The 18,697-nt window shown below is 56.2% G+C and carries 14 protein-coding genes and 1 pseudogene; 7 read left to right on the forward strand and 8 right to left on the reverse strand.

What is annotated here, in order from left to right:
* Positions 1-40: 40 nt before the first annotated feature.
* Positions 41-3,370 carry a UvrD-helicase domain-containing protein gene (locus tag TU79_RS13460; RefSeq protein ID WP_057008424.1) on the reverse strand — a complete coding sequence of 1,110 codons (3,330 nt, stop codon included), beginning with the start codon at positions 3,368-3,370 and terminating at the stop codon, positions 41-43.
* Position 3,371: 1 nt separating this feature from the next.
* The gene (locus TU79_RS13465; protein ID WP_057008425.1) at positions 3,372-4,616 is read right to left on the reverse strand and encodes a hypothetical protein; all 1,245 of its coding nucleotides are present in this window, start codon (positions 4,614-4,616) and stop codon (positions 3,372-3,374) included.
* Positions 4,617-4,757: 141 nt separating this feature from the next.
* On the opposite strand from TU79_RS13465, the gene TU79_RS13470 reads away from it, so the two are divergent.
* Positions 4,758-5,747, forward strand: coding sequence for a Fe(II)-2OG oxygenase family protein (locus TU79_RS13470; protein WP_057008426.1), 990 nt, complete (start codon positions 4,758-4,760; stop codon positions 5,745-5,747).
* A 217-nt stretch (positions 5,748-5,964) separates the two neighbouring features.
* Here TU79_RS13470 and TU79_RS13475 read toward each other — a convergent pair whose 3' ends face one another.
* From TU79_RS13475 to TU79_RS13480, 3 genes and pseudogenes are all read right to left on the reverse strand, one after another.
* Positions 5,965-7,185 carry a hypothetical protein gene (locus tag TU79_RS13475; protein WP_057008427.1) on the reverse strand — a complete coding sequence of 407 codons (1,221 nt, stop codon included), beginning with the start codon at positions 7,183-7,185 and terminating at the stop codon, positions 5,965-5,967.
* An 865-nt stretch (positions 7,186-8,050) separates the two neighbouring features.
* Positions 8,051-8,197 (reverse strand): annotated as a pseudogene (gene greB / locus TU79_RS25305) (transcription elongation factor GreB); the annotation flags it as partial.
* Between the two features lie 127 nt (positions 8,198-8,324).
* Positions 8,325-9,317, reverse strand: coding sequence for a hypothetical protein (locus TU79_RS13480; RefSeq protein ID WP_057008428.1), 993 nt, complete (start codon positions 9,315-9,317; stop codon positions 8,325-8,327).
* Between the two features lie 246 nt (positions 9,318-9,563).
* On the opposite strand from TU79_RS13480, the gene TU79_RS13485 reads away from it, so the two are divergent.
* From TU79_RS13485 to TU79_RS13495, 3 genes are read left to right on the forward strand one after another with little or no spacing between them, the layout of a single operon-like run.
* Complete coding sequence (locus TU79_RS13485; protein ID WP_057008429.1) at positions 9,564-10,490, forward strand: ABC transporter ATP-binding protein; 927 nt, start codon at positions 9,564-9,566, stop codon at positions 10,488-10,490.
* Entirely contained in the window at positions 10,487-11,212 is a 726-nt protein-coding gene (locus TU79_RS13490) for an ABC transporter permease (protein ID WP_057008430.1), read from the forward strand. The genes TU79_RS13485 and TU79_RS13490 overlap by 4 nt, the downstream gene beginning before the upstream one ends.
* A gap of 15 nt (positions 11,213-11,227) precedes the next feature.
* The gene (locus tag TU79_RS13495) at positions 11,228-12,970 is read left to right on the forward strand and encodes a GldG family protein (RefSeq protein WP_057008431.1); all 1,743 of its coding nucleotides are present in this window, start codon (positions 11,228-11,230) and stop codon (positions 12,968-12,970) included.
* Positions 12,971-12,974: 4 nt separating this feature from the next.
* Here the strand turns inward: TU79_RS13495 and TU79_RS13500 are convergent, their stop codons facing one another.
* The 3 genes from TU79_RS13500 to TU79_RS13510 form a co-directional block, all read right to left on the reverse strand.
* Complete coding sequence (locus TU79_RS13500) at positions 12,975-13,283, reverse strand: hypothetical protein (protein WP_057008432.1); 309 nt, start codon at positions 13,281-13,283, stop codon at positions 12,975-12,977.
* Between the two features lie 254 nt (positions 13,284-13,537).
* Positions 13,538-13,972 carry a DoxX family protein gene (locus TU79_RS13505; protein WP_057008433.1) on the reverse strand — a complete coding sequence of 145 codons (435 nt, stop codon included), beginning with the start codon at positions 13,970-13,972 and terminating at the stop codon, positions 13,538-13,540.
* A 103-nt stretch (positions 13,973-14,075) separates the two neighbouring features.
* Positions 14,076-15,497: an MltF family protein gene (locus TU79_RS13510; protein WP_057008434.1), complete on the reverse strand. Its 1,422-nt coding sequence runs from the start codon at positions 15,495-15,497 to the stop codon at positions 14,076-14,078.
* A gap of 236 nt (positions 15,498-15,733) precedes the next feature.
* Here TU79_RS13510 and TU79_RS13515 point away from each other — a divergent pair, with 236 nt between their 5' ends.
* The 3 genes from TU79_RS13515 to TU79_RS13525 form a co-directional block, all read left to right on the forward strand.
* A complete protein-coding gene (locus TU79_RS13515; RefSeq protein WP_057008435.1) occupies positions 15,734-16,540 on the forward strand; it encodes a TatD family hydrolase in 807 nt (268 codons plus the stop codon).
* 92 nt (positions 16,541-16,632) lie between these two features.
* Positions 16,633-18,102 (forward strand): methyl-accepting chemotaxis protein, encoded by a 1,470-nt coding sequence (locus tag TU79_RS13520; RefSeq protein WP_057008436.1) that lies wholly within the window; start codon positions 16,633-16,635, stop codon positions 18,100-18,102.
* A gap of 198 nt (positions 18,103-18,300) precedes the next feature.
* The coding region (locus tag TU79_RS13525) for a hypothetical protein (protein ID WP_057008437.1) at positions 18,301-18,697 on the forward strand (397 nt) is incomplete at its 3' end.

Consider the following 18,697-nt stretch of genomic DNA (forward strand, 5'->3'; position numbering starts at 1 on the left):
AGAAAAAAGGGGCTAAGCACATCTATGTGCAACATTCGAATCAGTGCCTCTGAGCACAAATCGTCGAATAGGCGCATCGATTGCAGTGTTTGCCTCGGGTTGCTTTGCGCTCACCAGCACGCAATGCGCCGATCGACTTAAACACATTTGTAGTGCTCGCTCTGGCAGACGGAACTGCGTCTTCAGAAAGCCCCGTGACGAGCGAATGAATTGAAATTCGGTTGCAACGTCTGCCTCCCAAGTTCTCCAGGATGGGTCGAACATTTCGCGCTACAGCACTGAGGCCAACTCCCGTTCGCAGCCAAATCACATCACCACTCGCCTCGCGAAGCATCCAGGGCATGGTAATGGCCTGGCCATTCACGCTGGCAGTTGTTTCGGGAACGTAAGACGCGCTACCCGGCTGCCATGAAGCACCTCGATTGAAGGCGATCCAAGCGTGCTCCATCAGCATCTTGTCCTCCTCCCATGTCGGCAGCGACTTCTCGCCCCAAGCTTGCAGGAAGGCTTCATCGGTCTTCATTCCATCCCGGTAGAAGTATTCAAGCCCTGCCAACACTGCTCGACGAGCCCGAATTGAGACATCCAAATCCTGTTCGATGGGAAGATTCAATTCTTGAGCATAGTGATACTGCAGGGAGCAGGTCATGAACCCATCAAGGGCAGCGAAGGTCATCGCCACAGGTGGTGTCATGGGTACGCGCGAGACAGGCGCCGCTACTGGAACAGAGGCTCGCGCGACGCTGGCAGGAATTACTGAAGGATCACGCAAGGGATCGGGAATCGTCGCTGCGTCAGTGCCGCCGTAGACCTTCAACCGATCTTTCGCCCTAGACAGGCCAACGTACAACAGATTGTTCCGCTCGATGGCCTCACCTTGGAGCCGCAGGGCTTGCGTGCTGTGTAGCGCTTCAGGGGGCAGCAGCAACGCCTGGCGCTCATCAAAACGTGGCGATGCCTCTGCGCCAAACTTGGTCTTTTCAACGTTGGCCATGTGCACGACGTCGAACTCAAGTCCTTTGCTGCCATGGACGGTCATGAGCCTCACAGCGTCGATCGCAGCCGCCTCGGGTGGAAGCGCGCGCTCCGCTGATCGTTGCCCGATATACCGCCGAAAATCTTCTCTGACCAAAAACTTCGATAACGTCGCCTGGCTACCTACACCATCGCTGTTGCGAACCCCGTAGAGGAATTGCCACAACGCCAGGCGATTGATCTGCGCAGCAGCAGACTGGTCAGCCAGCGACTCCAACCCAAAGCCTTTTTCAAACAGCAGGTCACAGACAAAAACCCAAGGGCGAGAACTTCGCGTAGCCCCTTCCAACAAGTCACTCAACTCCTGGACAACCTGCTGCCCTAGCGCCGAGAGGACTGCAGTGGGACGGCTCAGCCAACGACCACGCTGGTGGTTGAAACCTAGCTTGGACTGGTTCGTCAGCAACTCGATGTCTGCTGCAGGCATCCGTAAGTTTGCACGTCTGAACAAGCCGAGGAGCGCTCCAGGCGAACGCTGCGTCAGCAATTGCATCAGGCACATGAATTCTTTGACTTCAGCCCTCTGGTTCAACTCACCCAGGTGCAAAACAGGAATGCCAGCCGCCTCGATGTCTTGAGCAAGCTTGTCTACTTGGGCATTCGTTGAGCTGATGATGCCCTGACTGCCGTACGAGTGCCCTGCCGCTCGACACTGAGTAATCTCGCCGACGATGACACTGCTCTGAGCATCCTTTTGGGTGTGGAGTAAAGCTGGCATAACTCCGCTCACGGAGCGAGAAGGTGATACGCGATCCAGCGGCACAAGTGGCTGCAACACATGGTCGGTTCCAGCCCGTTCAACCAGACGAAGAATCTCTGGAGAGCTGCGCCGGTTGATGTCCAAGCTATATCGCCTGATAGAGGCAGCCTGTCCTCTGGCAACGTACGCCTCGTCAAACTTGAGCAGACTTTGAATCGACGCACCACGCCAGTGATGAATAGCCTGACGAATATCACCGACTACCCATAGGCAACGTTGCGGCGATCCGATCTTTTTGACGAACTCGATCATCACATGGTTGACGTCCTGGTACTCATCCACCAGGACGTGGTCGTACTGTTCTAGGAAAGGCGCAAGAGACGGACGATCATCACGTGCCTGCACAGTGGGTCGAACCAGAAGGTCTGGATAGTCCACCCACCCTTCTCGCCGTAGTACGGCTTCGTAGGCCCTATAGAGGGTCACTATGTCGTTCCGCTCTCGTTCAACATCGGGCTCAACCGCTGGCAATGCTCGAACAATCGCAGCGTATTCGTCCGGGGTGACCAATTCTTCTTTCAGACGATGGATGATTCTCAACACATCAGGCAACCAGTCATACGGGTTGCTCAACCTGAAGAAATATTCGAGCTGCAGGGTGGGCAGTTCTTCGACCATCATTCTGACTTGCTGCAGCGCGTCTGCGATCTTGATCTGAGATGTCAGACCGAAGAGAAGGTGGTGCTTTCGCAGGAGCTCAAGTCCGAACGAATGGAAGGTACCAGCCCATACCTGTGAAGCATTCGGAACATTGGCTGCAGTCAACCGCTCCACAAGCTCCTGGGCGGCGCGGTTGGTAAAGGTCATCACCAAAATTCTATTGGCGGGAACCCCACTGGCGATCAAATGGGCTACTCGATGTACCAACGTCGTGGTTTTACCCGTTCCTGGCCCCGCAACCACATTGACGAATTTCTCTGGGGCCTCAGCCGCAAGACGCTGGGCATCGCTCGGGGGATGTGCAGGCGCCGGAGGAACTGGAGGGACATCTGAGAGCAGCAGTGCGTCAGCCAATTGCTGCCTTACGACTTCTAGAGGCAGCAGAAAATGCGACGCTATCGATCGAGAACGCCATCCTGCTGACCACAATGCTCTGGCCGCCGTCCTGGGTAGCAACAGCTCTCGTGCAAAGACGTTTGCCTGGAGCTCGTTGCGCTCCCATGCACCATACCCTTCCACCACCGCACTTACGGGACTGGTGCTGCTGGGAGTGCTAGCAGCAGTGGTGGTATCAGCTTCATCGTCGGGGGCGGCGATGAAAGACACGGTAGAAGTACCAGGAGCAGGTTGGGGTGAGTCGAGATACCAATGCCCCAGTTCGTGAGCCAATAGATAAGCCTTCGCCTCCTGTCGAACGTCATCACGAATCAGGATCGTGTGCATCGACCGCTGCAGGAGCGCATCTGCCCCGCCCAACGCATAGTCATCGGGTGACTCCCACTCGATCGCAATGCCCAACGTCGCTTCAGCAACGTCAATCAGTTGCTGGCTGGTCGGATACTGTTCACCGCACGCAGCGATGAGTTTCGCCCGTGCATTGATAGCCTGAATTCGTGCACGGTCGAAAGGATTCATATCAGTCCCCTAAGGCCAACAGTTGCGCCTCTTCGTCATGAGGTAAGTGGAGCGATTTCACCGCCTCCTCCCAAGAAACAGGCTCTGTTAGCACCCTTGGTTGGCCGTTGGGCGCTTTAAAGGAAGGTGCCGCTAGCTGACGGAAATTCAGACTCACCGCTTCATTCATAGCTTCTGGCGAAACTTGGAAATACTCGGCGACATTTCTCATCAAGACACCCGGTGCACGAACTATCCCAACCAGCACCTCGTTGACCAATTTTCGCTTGCCGGGAAGGCCCAGGTGATTGGCCAGCTCGTTGGCTTTCGGGCCTACAAGACCTGCGATCTCGGCTTGAGCACGTGCCACTTCAGCTGGATCAGCGATTACTCGGGCAGCGGTAGTAGAGACTGCCTGGGCAGTGGCAGAGATGGGTGAAGCAACCGTCTGGGCTTGTGGGCAATGAGAAAGCTCCTCAGCCAATAGCCCACCGACGATTTGAGAAGCCGACCGTCCGTATTCCTTCGCGGTCAACTTGAGCTCCAGACTGAGCTTGCGATCAAGTCGGGCCATCCATTGCTCGGGCTGGCCATCATAGCTCGCCACCTTCTGCTCATAGCTATCGAGCACCTTTCTCCCGCTACGCTCTTCGATCGCATCTTCAAAACGCTCGTAGCCACTCTCAACCATCTCTCGAACGAGCACAGAGAATTTCTTGCCCTGCTCCTCCGCAACGGCCTTTAGCACTTTATGCATAGCTACCGGCACATATACACCTACCGTCTGCAATGTGCCCTTGGTGCTGGTCACGGGTGCAGATCGCGGCGCCTGCGATGCACGAGGCAAAGCGGGTTCATAATGACTGCGCATAGACACCTCCTGTGGCGACGCTTGGGTTTGTAGACCTTCGGGAATCACGGGCTTGGGTTTATCTTGCCCGAGCTCACCTTGCTGCAGTTGCTGTTGCTTCTGGTGCTGCTTCGGTTGCTGCTTCGGTGCATCTTGAAGGGATGATGTTGCTGAGCGATCCATGGTCGGCGGTACAACCATGTTGGCAGTCAGGTCGGCCATGACCTGCTTGGCAAGAAGATCTGGGGTCGCCGCCTGCACCTCTAGGATCTGTCCCTGTGCCATAGCAACCGTACACTGACAAATGTCCCCTACCATCTGAAAATCCGCCGCCGCAGACACCCATCCAAGGTAATCCGACCACGCCCTGAGCGGAGCGTTGAGGGCTGGAGGCGGCAAATTGACATTACGTTTCATGGTAGACTCTGGGCATCTGGACGGAAGCAGTGGCGCGCCAAAAGGCGCTCGTATATCATCTTTATATCACTTTCGATGGTAGGGACACAATTGATTGACGCTCATTTTTCCAAGGCTATCCGAGGTTCAGTGAGCCAATGGATGCGCGATAACTCGCTCGAATACTGCCTCGCAGCGCTCGACAATCCAGTGCAGCTTGGTGCGCACCTGTTACCCCAGGTCATCGCTGCTCTCACGGATGTCGACGTCGATCTATACGACGTTCAGCGCAGTGCTTGGACGAATCCGTTGATCCATCTGCGCGCTGTTTTTGACATTCACGATCTGCCAGAAACGCCAACTGCGTTCATCCCCGTGCCTGACGTTGCCACCACTGTCTCCGCCAGGGCCAGCGCAGTGGTCTGCATTGCCGCGCTCAATTCGGACACCATTTCATATGGCTCCGAGAATGACGGCCACCTGTTCGTGAACCTAGTGGTGCTTCCGGGCGATGGTGACTTTGCTGACAAATCGAAGAGCAATATGCGCGGCCACACCGACGGTGTGTCGTTCCCCGTTCGCGGACAGCCGCATGAGTTCGACCAGCGCGTAGCACCCTCCCCTGACTTCGTTTGCCTGAGCGGTCTTCGTAATCCCAACAGCACTACCACCACGGTCATGCCACTCTCTGCTGTCCTGCAGAGGCTGACAAGCGAGGAGATCAATGAGCTGACGAAGCCTCAGTACATCCTACGCCCTCAGAAAACCTTCAAGCGTGGGCTGCGCAAACTCTTCGGCAAGGACAGTCCGCTGCTGGAGGTAATGGCTGGCATCCAACTGCTGTTCGAAACCGAGGATGGATATTGGATTCGCTACAGCCACAGTGCGTCGGAAACCGATTTTGACTCCGAGCTTGCGAGCCAAGCGATAACGCGCTTCGAGCAGGCCTGCCAGGAATGCTCCGCGTCGGTGGTCATTGCGCCTGGCGATATCCTGCTCGTAAACAATCGCATTGGGCTGCATGGGCGCGGCGTAGTAGGCGGCGAGGCAGGTGGTGACTCACGGTGGCTGCTGCGTACCTACGGCCTGGATACCCGGAAGCTACGGGCTGACCAGCGCTATCCCGATAGTTCCTTCAAGCTCTACCCGTGATTTGGGCGCGGGATGCTGTGTGTGGCATCCCGCATCCTTTCGAAGCGAAAGGGTTAGACGTCTAAACTCAATACGAAATCCTGATGAAGCTAATCGCCGCCGTTCGCACACCGAGACTTTGTAGAAACCTCAAGCCAATGGCATCAGCTATATTCCTTGACGTTCATATACATTGATGATATTTGCAGCAACCTGCTTTTCTCTAAAGACCATGAACTTATGAGTCATCAAAATCTATACCATTGCTACCCGAAAACACTACCTCCAGTGCTTCCCAGAGGCAAAACGGGTTGGTGTGATCGAGTTCCTCATTGAAAAAATCCTCTCCAGTTTTATTCGAATACAATATCTCCCTGACAAACTCTCCAAACTCACCCCAAACATTGCAAGAAACAGCACATACATTTTGCCATGACTCAAACGCCCTTGAAAATTGACGATAGGATGCAGGCGTTTCATATGTGACATGGTAAAATTTTTTAAGAAACTGCTCCGCCTCGCTCACCAGTTCATAAAAATGATTCTGAAGATGGCTATCATGGTCGCTTGCTATGTCGAGTAAAAAAGAAGAAATATTGGTTTTCCTCGATAGCAAGGATGGCACATCTAATAGCTTGAACGGATCAAGCAGACCGATGGTTATAAAGTACGTAGCGACCGGGCCACATGTATTTTCTGTGTATTCATTTTTATGCAGGAAATAAAAGCCATTTGACCCGAGTCTATTAGCTCTATCCAACAGCATGTCGTCGACGACTTTGAGAATCATCTCGATATTTTCATTTGCTTTTAGACTGACTTTCTTATGCTGATATAGACTAAGAGAATAAACGGAAATTGCTTTATCCGACAGCCTATAGTCTTTCATCCCTAGGGATTTTAGTGGATCAACGATTTCAAAGTTTAAGTATATTTTATTTTTCGGTCTGAGACACAAGACCTTCATTCCAAAAAAACTCAAAACCTGTAGTACAGCATGCGAAAGCAAGACGCCGAATTCATCACTTATAATTATCAGTGATATCTCATGATTATTTAATGTCGGCATGAGAGTACGGAGTTCAAAAACATATGCAAAAAGCTCAGTCACCGCTTCCCGTTCAGTTTTTGATCCAACTTTCAACTCGAATAAGAAGAAATTTTTACACTCATCGTAAGCTATGATATCTGGATAAAGTCGATCTGATTTATCCAGCGATATATTGGTGGGATTGATACCCCCCACCAAAGAAATCTCCCACTTCGCAAATCTATCGCAAATCCAAATAACTGACGAGTCATAGCGGTCTGTCAGAATATTTCTATAGGAGTACTCTCTATAGCCTGGCCTGCTGCCTTTCTTTCGACCCCTGAAATAGCCCAGATTGGTTATACGACTCGCGAGATCTTGATCTTGCAATATTCTTACCACAGCGTCCTGCAGTTCTGCTTCCTTCATAACCATTCAAGCCTTTTAAATCCCTAGAATTTTATTGCAAAAATCAATGCATGACTCGATAAATTTTGGTCTGTATTGCGCGCACTGGTGGAGCTCTTTGAAACACATAGAGGGCGTTGGGTACCAACCTACTCTTTGATGAACCATTTTCACTGGGGTGAACCATGCCTGCCTGAGTGAGCGCTTGGAGCTATTCTGGCAATACGCTCCTGGGGTACCCCTGAGCGATTACGTTCAGGAGAGCCTGGTAATAGTTAATGGGGTGCTGGAACTGTTAGTACATAGTACATAGTTTGTGGAGATTGGGTCGAGGCAGCGAGGGCAACCTCGCTTGGAAACTCATGATCACGAGAGGAGTTGATTACTTTTTCGCCGTTTCAGGGGGTAGGAGTTGCAGGGAGGGTCTAGATAGTATGAAAAATTACCGGTTGTAATGCCTTGGGATCGAGGGTTTACAGTCTCGCACAAAAAACGTGCCAGCCTTACGCTGGCCGCAAACGAAATTTTGCATGCAGCAGTGGGATAGGAAATCCTCACGCCTCGCGTCCGGGACACCATCGCTCTCAAATACCTGTCATTTTCTTGGCAGGATGACGGAGCCTTCTTTAGCCTCCTAAAGTCGAATTTTGCGAACAAAGATCAAGGCAAAAATTTCATTCTCACGAGCGACGTCAATCTCCCTCTGATGACTGTATTGATCGTCGACGTCACCGCCCAGCATCTCGGATCTCTCACCAGAATCTAGCTGATCGAAGATGGAAAACGCCTATCGTTTCAGTACTAGTGATTTGGTACCGGTACTGAAACTGGAGGCCAAGAGAGGTAAGGGGTGCAGTTGGTTTCAGTACCGCCTGAGGGGAGTTTCGCGCCAGTCCGCGTTCTCGCTGCGATCCCCGAGGGAAGCGGCCCAGGTCACCTTTCGCGTGGTGTCCGGGCGCTTTTCCCGCCAGAGGTAATCCAGTTCTTTCTTCAGCGCTTCGTGGCCTTCTTTGGTAATCAGCTTGGTGCTCAAACCCTTGCATCCCCAGGCAGTGTCCAATGGTGCCGATACGCCACAGCTTCATGCCCTGACGTCGACCAGCAAGGGCTGATGATAAATGAACCGTGGAAAACACGTGAGAGAACATCTTGGCTCCAGACTAGCCCTCCAGGGATCGGTCCAGCTCAAGAAGCACTTCCTGAAGGTGCTGTCGCATATCCGACACCTGCGCTGTCGCCTGCGAAAGTCGCCCGGCTTTCTGGTCAACCTGCAAATTTCGCTGGTGCAGTTGCGTTTCGCGCTGCTCCAGCTCACGGTTCTTCTCATCATGCGCGACCTGAGCCTGCTGCAATCGAGCTTCCCACTGCTCAAGCATCTGCTCTCGCTCGACAACGGCGAGCTGCTTCTGCGCCAACTCCTGAGCGACCTTTGCCAGATTCGTCAGCGTATTGTCCACCTCAACCAGCGTGGCGTGCTCCGTTTGGGCCGCAGGTTGCTGCGATGCCGACTCCTCTGGCTCAAACTGACTGACCGGTGTGGGCTCAACGCGGGTCGAGACTTGCGCCAATGCGGGGATAGCCTGCAACGGCATGTTAACGGCAGGCTCGCTCAACGGCTCTTCCGCCTGCCTCGAGGGTTTTGCGACTCTGGGAGGCGAGACCATTTGTGACGAAAAACGAATGGACGGCACGATCAACGAAGCACTTTCGATCGCTGGCAACACCGGCGCAGAGATACCCAAGGTGATGACCTTCATCACCAGAGCCTTCTTGATGATCATCGAGTGATGATCCTCAGGCCTGGCGGGAGGCAACTTGCAACCTTTCATATCAATGAAATGATACGGGACCGTAGCCTCGACAGACGCAGCCTTGGCTCCAGAGGCCGCTGCCGTCATTAGAATTTGTTTGAACGCCTGCATAGCCACTTGCAGGTCGTCAGTGGACTCGACGCCACTCAGGAAGTGCCGATCAGCTTTTTTACGCAACGCTGCAATATAGACTCTGGAATTTCCGGGCTCCACCTCTTCGTCGAGACTGTAGACCAGGAAGTTGGATTGAATCTGCGCCACGGCAAACCCACACAGGAGTGCGCCGTTGACCGGCGCTCCCTGATCGCCATGTTCAAGAACAAGGGTACGTAACAACATCATGATAATCAGGCCTCACTGAAAAAGGGCACACCTTATATAAACAAACACCAGACAGACGTCCGGTCATGGACAAGCCAACAGTCAATTTATTGTTTCAGTTAGCCAGGCAGCCGAGCGTAGGACTTGTCTTATTGATCCACCCCCACGTTCCCAAGCATCAGGTTTAACCGTACCCTTTTTCGGGCGCTGGACAATGCCTGAACGGCATTACCTACATTAGCTTTTGTAAAACTATTCGGTAAGAACATGCTCGAGATAGACGGTATTACAAAGTACTTGGGCAAAAGAAAACTGATTCATAACCTTTCTTTTTCCGCGCAACGCCAGGAATGCATTGGCCTGTTCGGGGACAGTGGTGCGGGAAAGACGACAGTGTTGAATTTAATCGCCGGCTTATCGAATCTGTCGGGCGGGCGAATCAGCGTTGCCGGTTTCAATACGCAAACCCACCCGTATCAAGCCCAGGCAGCCCTCGGCTATCAACTTCAGCGTGGCCTCAATCATCACCGTATGTCGGTCAAAAGCGTCCTCAACTTCATTGCGGCCCTTCGCGGGTTCAGCGGCGCGGAAAAGCGCGAGCGGATAAATAAAGCCGCCACGCGCCTGGAGTTATTCCCAGTGATGGACGCTCCCCTGGCCGAACTGTCCATGCCATGGAAGCGCAAGGTCGCCATCGCCCAAGCCGTCCTGCACACGCCTGCTCTGTTGCTGCTGGATGAGCCGACCGAGGGCATGTCGCCGGACCAACTGCTCAACTTCAAAATGCTCATCAAATCCTTGAGCGACGAGATGACCATCATCATTGCCTCTCGCCGCTACGACGAACTGTCCACCCTCTGCACCCGCGCGCTGGTTATGGCGGACGGCCAACTGGTGGCGGACACACCGCTGCCAGAGTTGCAGCGCAACTCCCGGCACTACCATGCGGTCACCCTGGCTGCGCAAGCACCGCTGGACTTACTGGCGCTCGCCGTTTTACCCGGTGTTGCGGGCATCGAAGAAGACCAGCATGCACCCGGTACGGTGACCGTTCTCGCGCTGCCGGGGCAAACCATCTATCCCCATATCAACGCGCTCATTGCCAGCCGCGGCTGGAATATCACGTCACTGAGCCTGGAGCAGGGTCGCCTGAATGATGTGGTTCACCACCTGACTCAGGAGGTCCGTCCTTGAAACAGCTTCCGGTTATTTTTATGCATCAGCTCACCCGGTATGCCTGCTCGCCCGGCACTTACCTGAGTGCCGCGGTTTTTCTGGTACTGTGCGCGGCATTGGGGTTGCAAGTGGGCCAGTGGCTTGAGCGGGACAGCAGCGACTTGCAGGTCTTTTTCCAGTTGCATCCCTGGCTGTACCTGATGCTGGTTCCAGCGCTATCGATCCAGCTATGGGCGGATGAGCACGACACAAGCTTTCGCACGCTGCTGAAAACCCTGCCCATCACTCCATTCGAACGTGTGTTCGGCAAATTCCTGGCCGCCTGGTTCGTGTGCGGTATTGTCCTGATGCTGATGTTTCCCATCGTACTCATCGCCAATCACCTGGGCGCGACGGACAACAGCGTTATCCGCTTACAATTTCTGTCGAGCTGGTTACTGGCCGGAAGTTATTTATCCGCAGCGTGTTTCATATGCACGTTGATCCGCCAACAGGTGGTTATTTTCCTGTTAACCATAGGATTACTGCTCGCTGTCAGCGGACTTTCTTCGGCAATTGAAGCGCTTGAACATCAAATGCCGATCTGGGTCATTGACAGTTTAATCGCCCTTGATCCGCTCTCACGATTCGACACTATGGATAATGGCAAGCTGGCACTCAGTGACAGTTTATTCTTCATTAGCATGATCCTTGCCTTTTTATCGGCATCTACGGTCACGCTCAATTATAAAAGCCGTTGAGAAGCCAAGTACCGTATGCGACCCGCTCTTCTTACGGGTATGACGCTAATCGTCATATCATTGTTGTTCCTGGCCTTTAACCTGGTGTGGATCAAACACATCCCCGATATCCGCTGGGACGCCTCTCAACAAAAAATCCACACGTTATCGCTGCCCACCCGGCAGTTGCTCGCCACACTGGAAAACCCGCTCGACCTGTATTATTTCAACTCAAGAAATGACCCGAGAAGAAGCCAGGTATTGAACCGTTATGGCGAACGTGTGGAGGACCTGCTCAAGCAGTACGAAAAGGCGGCGAAAGGTATGCTCAATCTGCACATCATTGACCCGCCTCCTTATTCGGAAGACGCCTACAAAGCCGCGTTGTACGGTCTTGACGACCAGCATGGTTTTCTCGGCCTCATAGGCACTCGCGAAGGCATCGGCACTCAACGTATCAGTACATTCAGCCCTGATCACGAGGCATTGCTTGAATATGAGATCGGTCATTTGATCCACACCTTAACGCGTTCCGGGCCGCCGACCGTTGGCGTGCTGTCAGGGTTGAAACTTCAAACCGCTGCCGGACAGTTGCTGGAGCAGATGCACAAGCATTTCAAACTGATGGAGTTGTCGCCGACTACCGACCAGATTCCCTCCTCCATTGAGACACTGATGGTGGTGCACCCGCGCCTGCTGCCCGAGCGGACTCTGTATGCGACTGAACAGTTTGTCCTGCGGGGCGGCAAGCTGATGATCCTTGTCGATCCGTTGAGCGAGACAGCCTCGGACCCGGCACCGGCAGACTCCGCACTGGACGGACTGCTTGCTGCCTGGGGCATCCAGATGCCAAGCGACCAGTTACTGATCGATAACGTCCATGCCTCGTCCCCCTTATCAGGCCCGGGAACAACCAGAGTACAACAGGCCTCCCGCCTGAACGTGCTTCGCCAGGGCATGAACGCCAATGACATAAGCAGCTGGAATCTCAGCTCAGTGACAGTGTCGAGCAGCGGCGCACTGTCCCTTATCCGCAAAAGCCATACGACATTGACGCCGCTGCTGCAGAGTTCAAGGCGCTCGGTATTACTGGATACCAGACGCTTCGATTCCGCGCTCGCGCTGGAGCCCCTCAATGAAGCCAATACGCCCATGCGGTCACATGTGATCGCTGCCCGCGTCGAAGGGCCCGCCTACTCGGCGTTTCCCAACGGCATCAAGGGTCAGCCCGCCGGCCTGCAAGACGCGGCGCGGATCCAGGTGGTGGTGGTCACCGACACGGATATGCTCACAGACACCGTCGTCAGTTCAACCCCCAACAGCAACGTGCGATTTGTCTTGAATACGCTGGATAACCTGGCCGCACCCGCTGCGCTTGCCAGCATTCGTCCCCGCACAATGCAGAGCAGGACGCCACATCTGCTGACGCAAATGCGCGAAGCCGCCGCACAATCCTATTTACAGAAAGCCGGCGAGCTCGAACGAAGGTTTGCGCGCACCGAACAGGCCTGGCAACAGCAAAACCCGCGCACTACCGATGTTGTCACCCAAACGGTGGATACCACTGTCCAACTGCAGGCACTCAATAAAGAACGACTGCGCCTACCCTTTGAAATGCACGCCTTGAAGATGGAGGCCTACGCGCAGGTCCTGCGATTGGAGCGCGAGCTGGCGTTGCTCATGGTCCTGGCGGTGCCGCTGCCGTTATGCCTGATAGCCCTGGCACTTTCGCTGCACCAGCGCCGACGCCGTTCAGTGCACGCAGCGGCCGCTTACTGATCAGTCAGCGACGCGCAATCAGCCCTTGCCGGGCAATGCGCGTCAATTGGCGAATCACTTCGGGGGCGTCGCTGGCACTGGGTGCCTGGATAACCGCCAGATCAAAGCTGTTGTTCGCAAAACGCGAGAGGGGGTCGCCATCTTCCACAAACTGGATGAGGAACGCCGAAGGCCGCCCCGTTCGACGCGGCCAGCCGTCCAGATAACGAAGAAGCGTTGGCTGATGCTTGCCGCCGAGGAGAATTTTCGGGTTGCGCTGGGTCAGGTCCGCAGTAATCGGAGCCAGGCGTATGAGGGGGCGTAGTGCATTCATCGTGTCGTGTCTCTGCCTCAAAAGTCTGCGGGCAGGTGAGAGGCAACACCGAACCAGCGCTTTAGCGGTATTTCGAACCCTGTCTGCTGACGCAAGGTTCTGTCGGACTGCATCCAGTCCAGTGGCGCCCCGCAATTAGCTGTTTAAATCGGCGCATGAGCAGCATCCTAGAGAAGCCGGTGGGGCAGTGTCAAGAATCCCGAGCAACGAAAAAGCCCGCACGTGGCGGGCCTTTGAAAGGACTAAAGCAGGCCTCAGCGCGCGATGGCTCGATCAACAGACAGCTTGCCCGCCCCTTCCAGCAACACCGCCAGCGCGCCCCCCAGCAAGGCCAGGGCAAACTCATAACCGTTGTTGGCCATGAACAGACCGTTATGGATGTGCACCGAGAAGATCGCCACCAGCGTCAGGAAGCTCAGGCCCAACGCCGCAGGGCGTGCCAACAGGCCGATGATCAGCGCCAGGCCGCCAAAAAACTCGGTGCCGCCCGACAGGAGTGCCATCAGTGTGCCGGGTGCCAGACCGATGCTTTCCATGAACTGCGCGGTGCCCGCCAGGCCGCCACCGCCAAACCAGCCGAAGAGTTTCTGCGAACCGTGCGCCGCGAAAACGACGCCGACGAAGACGCGCAGAATCGTCAGGCCGTAGCCGGCGCGGGTGGACAGAACACGTGTGATCAATGGGCTCATAAGATAAATCCTTTTGCTGACAGGAGGTGATTGGTCGCTATATTAATCAACTTAAACAATGATAAAAGTCGAAAAAACCCGTTATCAACATCTATAAAATCGATTATTTACGTGAAGCACTTTTCGGCGCTCGCGGTTCCAGTGACGTCCGTTCCCGATCGAACGCCAGGTAATATTTGTTGACGCTATTCACATAGCTGACGCCGCCCATCCCCACTTGCTCCATGGCAATGCGCTCAACCTGAAAAAACCACTGGTCAGGGTTCAGCCCACGGCGTTTCGCCTCGGTACGCATGCCTTGTACGCGCTCCGGCCCCATATTGTAAGCCGCCAGCACAAAGGCCATGCGCTCACGCTCGTTGAGCCTGGGACTGGAGAAGAACTTGCGGCGGATCATCGCCAGGTAGCGCGCGCCCGCCTGCACATTGCTATCCAGGCTCTCGATATTATTCACGCCCACCCGCTGCGCCGCCGATGGCGTGATCTGCATCAGGCCAGTGGGGCCTCCGCTGCTGCGCGCGCCCGGATCCAGCGCCGACTCCTTGAACGCCAGCGCGGCGAGGTTCAACCAGTCCATGCCTTGTTCCTGCGCATGCTTTTGCAGGATCGGACGCAGTTTCTCCAGGCGCTGGCGGTCGGCGCGAGCCAGTGGATTACGCACCTGGTAGAGGCGACGATAGATGCGCTGGAAGGCCACGTCCTGGTCGGCCGGGGTTCGGTAGGTCTTGAGAAAGCGGTCAATACTGGCGCGCAGCATGGATGCATCCTGACGGACGAACCAGTACTCGTCGCCGGGCTCACTGATCACCACCTGCCTGTCGAAACGCAACCGGGGCAGGATCTTCGACCAGCGTTCGGCAATCGGTTTTTCCACGATGGTCAGGTGGAAGATCCCGGCCTGGACCATTTCCAGTACATCCTCCACAGCCAGGCTCGGATCGACCCATTCCACCTTGATCGGCGCCTGCTTGTGCAGGGCCAGCTTCTGGTTGACCTGACTGATCGCGTCCGCCGCCGCGCTGCCGGTGGTGAGCGTCAAGGTGCGGCCGGACAACTGCTCAAGCCGGGTAAAGCGTCGTTCGCCCTTGACCCCGACCAGCCACAACGGCACATCACTGGCAATCGGGTCGCTGGTGCTGATCTTGTGCGCGGCCTTCATGTCCAGCAGTTCGCCGGGCGCCACCAGATCGCCTTCGCCACGGGCCAGCGCGCCCAGCAGTTGGTCCTTGGCCTTGGGAATGATCTTGAGGTTGATTTCCTGGCCATCACGGGCGTGGCCATTGAGGTATTGCTCGAAGGCACGCAGGCGATGATATTCGACGCCAATGGCCTGTCCCTGTACCTCGCCGGAGCTGTTACGACTCTGGTTGACCAGCACGCGCAGGGTGCGACTGGAACGAATTTGCGCGAGGTCTCGCACCTTGCCGGGTTTGACCACTTCCACCGGCCCGTCCAGACGCGCGACCGCCGCCAGGGGCACGAGTAGCGTCAGGCACATCACAAGCATTGCCGAGGGTCGGATCATCCGCTCTCCGGAAAGAATACTGGCCAGCGCCCGCGCGAAAAACGCGGTGCTGGAGGTCAGAAACAGAGCGCTTTATGCGCAGGCTTTGCACGCAATGGCGGCAGGATGAAAGGCGCCCGGCCTATCACAATGTCGCGAGTAACGTTCAAAGACAGCTATAACCTGTTGTAGTTCTTAGATTTTCTTATAAATCTACAGCTCTGATATGCTTTCCGGCCGAAGGCGGAGATAGCACCATGCAACTCATTGATATCGGCGTCAACCTGACCAACCCCAGTTTCGACGGGAAGCATCAGGCCGTTCTCGAGCGCGCCTACGCCGCCGGCGTGCAGCAGCTGGTGCTGACGGGCACCAGTGTCGACGGCAGCGAACAGGCGCTGGACCTGTGCGAAAAACTCGACGACAGCGGGCAACGCCTGTTCAGCACCGCTGGCCTGCACCCCCACTCCGCCAACGACTGGAACGGCGACAGCGCCCAGCGCTTGCGCGGGTTGCTCGGCCAACCACGCGTGCGCGCCGTGGGAGAATGCGGGCTGGACTTCAACCGGGATTTCTCCCCTCGCCCACAGCAGGAAAAAGTGCTCGAGGAACACCTGGCCCTGGCCATAGAGCTGAAACTGCCAGTGTTCCTGCACGAGCGCGACGCCAACGCACGCCTGCTGGAGATCCTCAAGGATTACCGCGACCACCTCACCGCTGCCGTGGTGCATTGTTTCACCGGCGAACAGGCAGCGCTGTTCAGCTACCTCGACCTCGACTTGCACATTGGCATCACCGGCTGGATCTGCGACGAACGCCGTGGGACACACCTGCATCCGCTGGTCAGGGAAATTCCCCGTGGCCGTCTGATGCTGGAAAGCGACGCGCCCTACCTGCTGCCGCGCACCCTGCGCCCCAAGCCGAAAAACGGGCGCAATGAACCGGCCTATCTGCCAGAGGTACTGCGCGAAGTCGCCCTGCACCGCAACGAAAGCGCCGAAGACCTGGCGCGGCACAGCACCGCCTGCGCCCGCGCCTTTTTCGGATTACCTGTCGTGGCGTGATACGGCGCATTGACCCATATCAACAAAGGCGTTCCTGAGTAGCGGCACAATAATGGCACCTTGCCTGTTTCCGCTATCAGAGAAAACCTTCCATGGGTGCCTGGCTTAGCAATATCTCGCTGAAATACAAATTCTGGGCGGTCAATGCGGTCGCCTTCATTACCACCCTGCTGCTGGTGCTGTACGCCGTGCAGTTGGAGCAACAGGCGCGCAGCCAGGCGTCCCAGGCTTCGGCCCAGGCGCAAGGACGCTTGCTCAGCGCCTGGCCTGCCGATAAGCCGCTGCCTTCCGGCGAGTCATGGCTGATGTTCACCCACGATCAAATCCCACAGAATCTGTCAGCCTTGAAAGGCGCCAGCGGCTGGGTCGAACTGAAACACGAACCGCTGTTCGGCAAAAATCCGCTGACAGGCGCTGAAGTGATCAACCGCGCCAACGGCCAACACATAGCCATTCTGGCCCATGCACCCAGCCTGAGTCAGGTGCTGGGCGAACGCTTCACCCGCTACGCGGCGGCCGTGGCGATTCTGATGCTGGCCATGCTCGGCGCCTCGCAACTGTTGATCCGCTTCCTGCTCAGCCAGCTCAACACCCTCAAGGACATCATGTTGCACGTGGAGAAAACCGGCGACCTGTCGGCGCGCGTGCCGCTGGCGTGCAAGGACGAAGTCGGGCAGATGGCCAGTGCCTTTAACGCCATGCAGGCGGGCTATCAACGGGTGGTGAATACCGTCGCGCAGACGGCTCGGCAACTGGACGAAGGCGCCGCGCGACTGGCCAGCAGCATGAATGAAGTGCAGCACGGCATGCTCGGTCAGCAAAGCGAAACCGACCAGGCCGCCACCGCGATCAATGAAATGACGGCCACCGTTCACCATATCGCCCAGCACGCCGGCGCCACTCGCGACCTCTCGCAGACTGCCGACACCCTGGCCGGCAGCGGCCAGGCCGTGGTCACCCGCGTGCAGCAATCGATTGCCGGACTGTCCACCGGCGTGCAACAGACCGCCGAAATGATCCAGAAACTTGCCGAAGACAGTCACAAGATCAACAGCGTGGTCGGCGTCATTCACAGCATCGCCGAACAGACCAACCTGCTGGCGCTGAATGCCGCCATCGAAGCTGCCCGCGCCGGAGAAATGGGCCGTGGCTTTGCCGTGGTCGCCGACGAAGTGCGCAACCTGGCCAAACGCGTGCAAAGCTCCACGGACGAAATCACCCGCATGGTCTCGGCCCTGCAAGCCGGCACCCGCGACGCGGTGGACTTCATGCAGGAAAGCTCGTTCAAGGCCGACGACTGCGTACAGCAAGCCCAGGAAGCCGGCGCCGCACTGGCCGACATCACCCGCGCCGTGGCGCAGATGCGCGAGAGCAACACCCAGATCGCCGTCGCCGCCGAGCAGCAAAGCCACGTCGCCGAAGAAATGAACCGCGCGGTGGTGAGCATTCGCGATGTGACCGAAAACACCGTGCGCCAGACGGTGGGTTCAGCCACGACCAGCAGTGAGCTGGCGACGCTGGCGGGAGAGCTGAGCATGGCGATTGGGCAACTGAAGCTGTAGGGCTGTGCAACCCGTAATCCGGTTCCTACAACCGGGCCTCAGTTACCTTGAAGCTTTGGCGAAATTTCCCAGCTATCCCCGCGAATAAGGCCGACTTCTTTTATCTTCCAACCTCTGCAAAGTCCTTCGCCTGATCACACAGTGCGAGGCATTGCAGATGGAGTTGCTGGCTAAGGCCCCCGGTTGCGGGGCTGTTTCATGATTCCGGTCATTGCCAAGCTGGTGCTGACGCCAATGGATGCCAAGGCACCGGACGTCGAAAGCGTTTTCCGTGACTTTCGCGATTGCCTGAACACCTTCGACGCCTGGGCCGAGCGCTTCTGGAGCGGCTCGGCGCTGGCGCTTGAGCAGACCTTCAAGGTCGGCGACGACGTCACGCTGAGTGCGCCGGCGTCTTCGCGCACGCCAAGCGCTGTTGTCGCGACCTGCCCCGCCCAGGGTTCGCTGACGCTGTTGCATCTGTTCGAGAGCACTCGCCTTGTGCCCATCGGCGATACGCCGGTGATGGTGCAGGCCATCGCAGCGGATGGCAGTCCGATCGGCGCCCCGCTCCATCGCACGATAGATGCCAGCGGCAGGCTTGAAATCCCGGAAT

This window comes from Pseudomonas trivialis (genome assembly GCF_001439805.1).
Taxonomy (GTDB): Bacteria; Pseudomonadota; Gammaproteobacteria; order Pseudomonadales; family Pseudomonadaceae; genus Aquipseudomonas; species Aquipseudomonas trivialis.

Coding starts and splice junctions, on each gene's coding strand:
- TU79_RS13460 (WP_057008424.1), bottom strand. CDS start 3,370: ATGAATCCTTTCGACCGTGCACGAATTCAGGCTATCAATGCACGGGCG.
- TU79_RS13465 (WP_057008425.1), bottom strand. CDS start 4,616: ATGAAACGTAATGTCAATTTGCCGCCTCCAGCCCTCAACGCTCCGCTC.
- TU79_RS13470 (WP_057008426.1), top strand. CDS start 4,758: ATGCGCGATAACTCGCTCGAATACTGCCTCGCAGCGCTCGACAATCCA.
- TU79_RS13475 (WP_057008427.1), bottom strand. CDS start 7,185: ATGAAGGAAGCAGAACTGCAGGACGCTGTGGTAAGAATATTGCAAGAT.
- TU79_RS13480 (WP_057008428.1), bottom strand. CDS start 9,317: ATGATGTTGTTACGTACCCTTGTTCTTGAACATGGCGATCAGGGAGCG.
- TU79_RS13485 (WP_057008429.1), top strand. CDS start 9,564: ATGCTCGAGATAGACGGTATTACAAAGTACTTGGGCAAAAGAAAACTG.
- TU79_RS13495 (WP_057008431.1), top strand. CDS start 11,228: ATGCGACCCGCTCTTCTTACGGGTATGACGCTAATCGTCATATCATTG.
- TU79_RS13500 (WP_057008432.1), bottom strand. CDS start 13,283: ATGAATGCACTACGCCCCCTCATACGCCTGGCTCCGATTACTGCGGAC.
- TU79_RS13505 (WP_057008433.1), bottom strand. CDS start 13,972: ATGAGCCCATTGATCACACGTGTTCTGTCCACCCGCGCCGGCTACGGC.
- TU79_RS13510 (WP_057008434.1), bottom strand. CDS start 15,497: ATGATCCGACCCTCGGCAATGCTTGTGATGTGCCTGACGCTACTCGTG.
- TU79_RS13515 (WP_057008435.1), top strand. CDS start 15,734: ATGCAACTCATTGATATCGGCGTCAACCTGACCAACCCCAGTTTCGAC.
- TU79_RS13520 (WP_057008436.1), top strand. CDS start 16,633: ATGGGTGCCTGGCTTAGCAATATCTCGCTGAAATACAAATTCTGGGCG.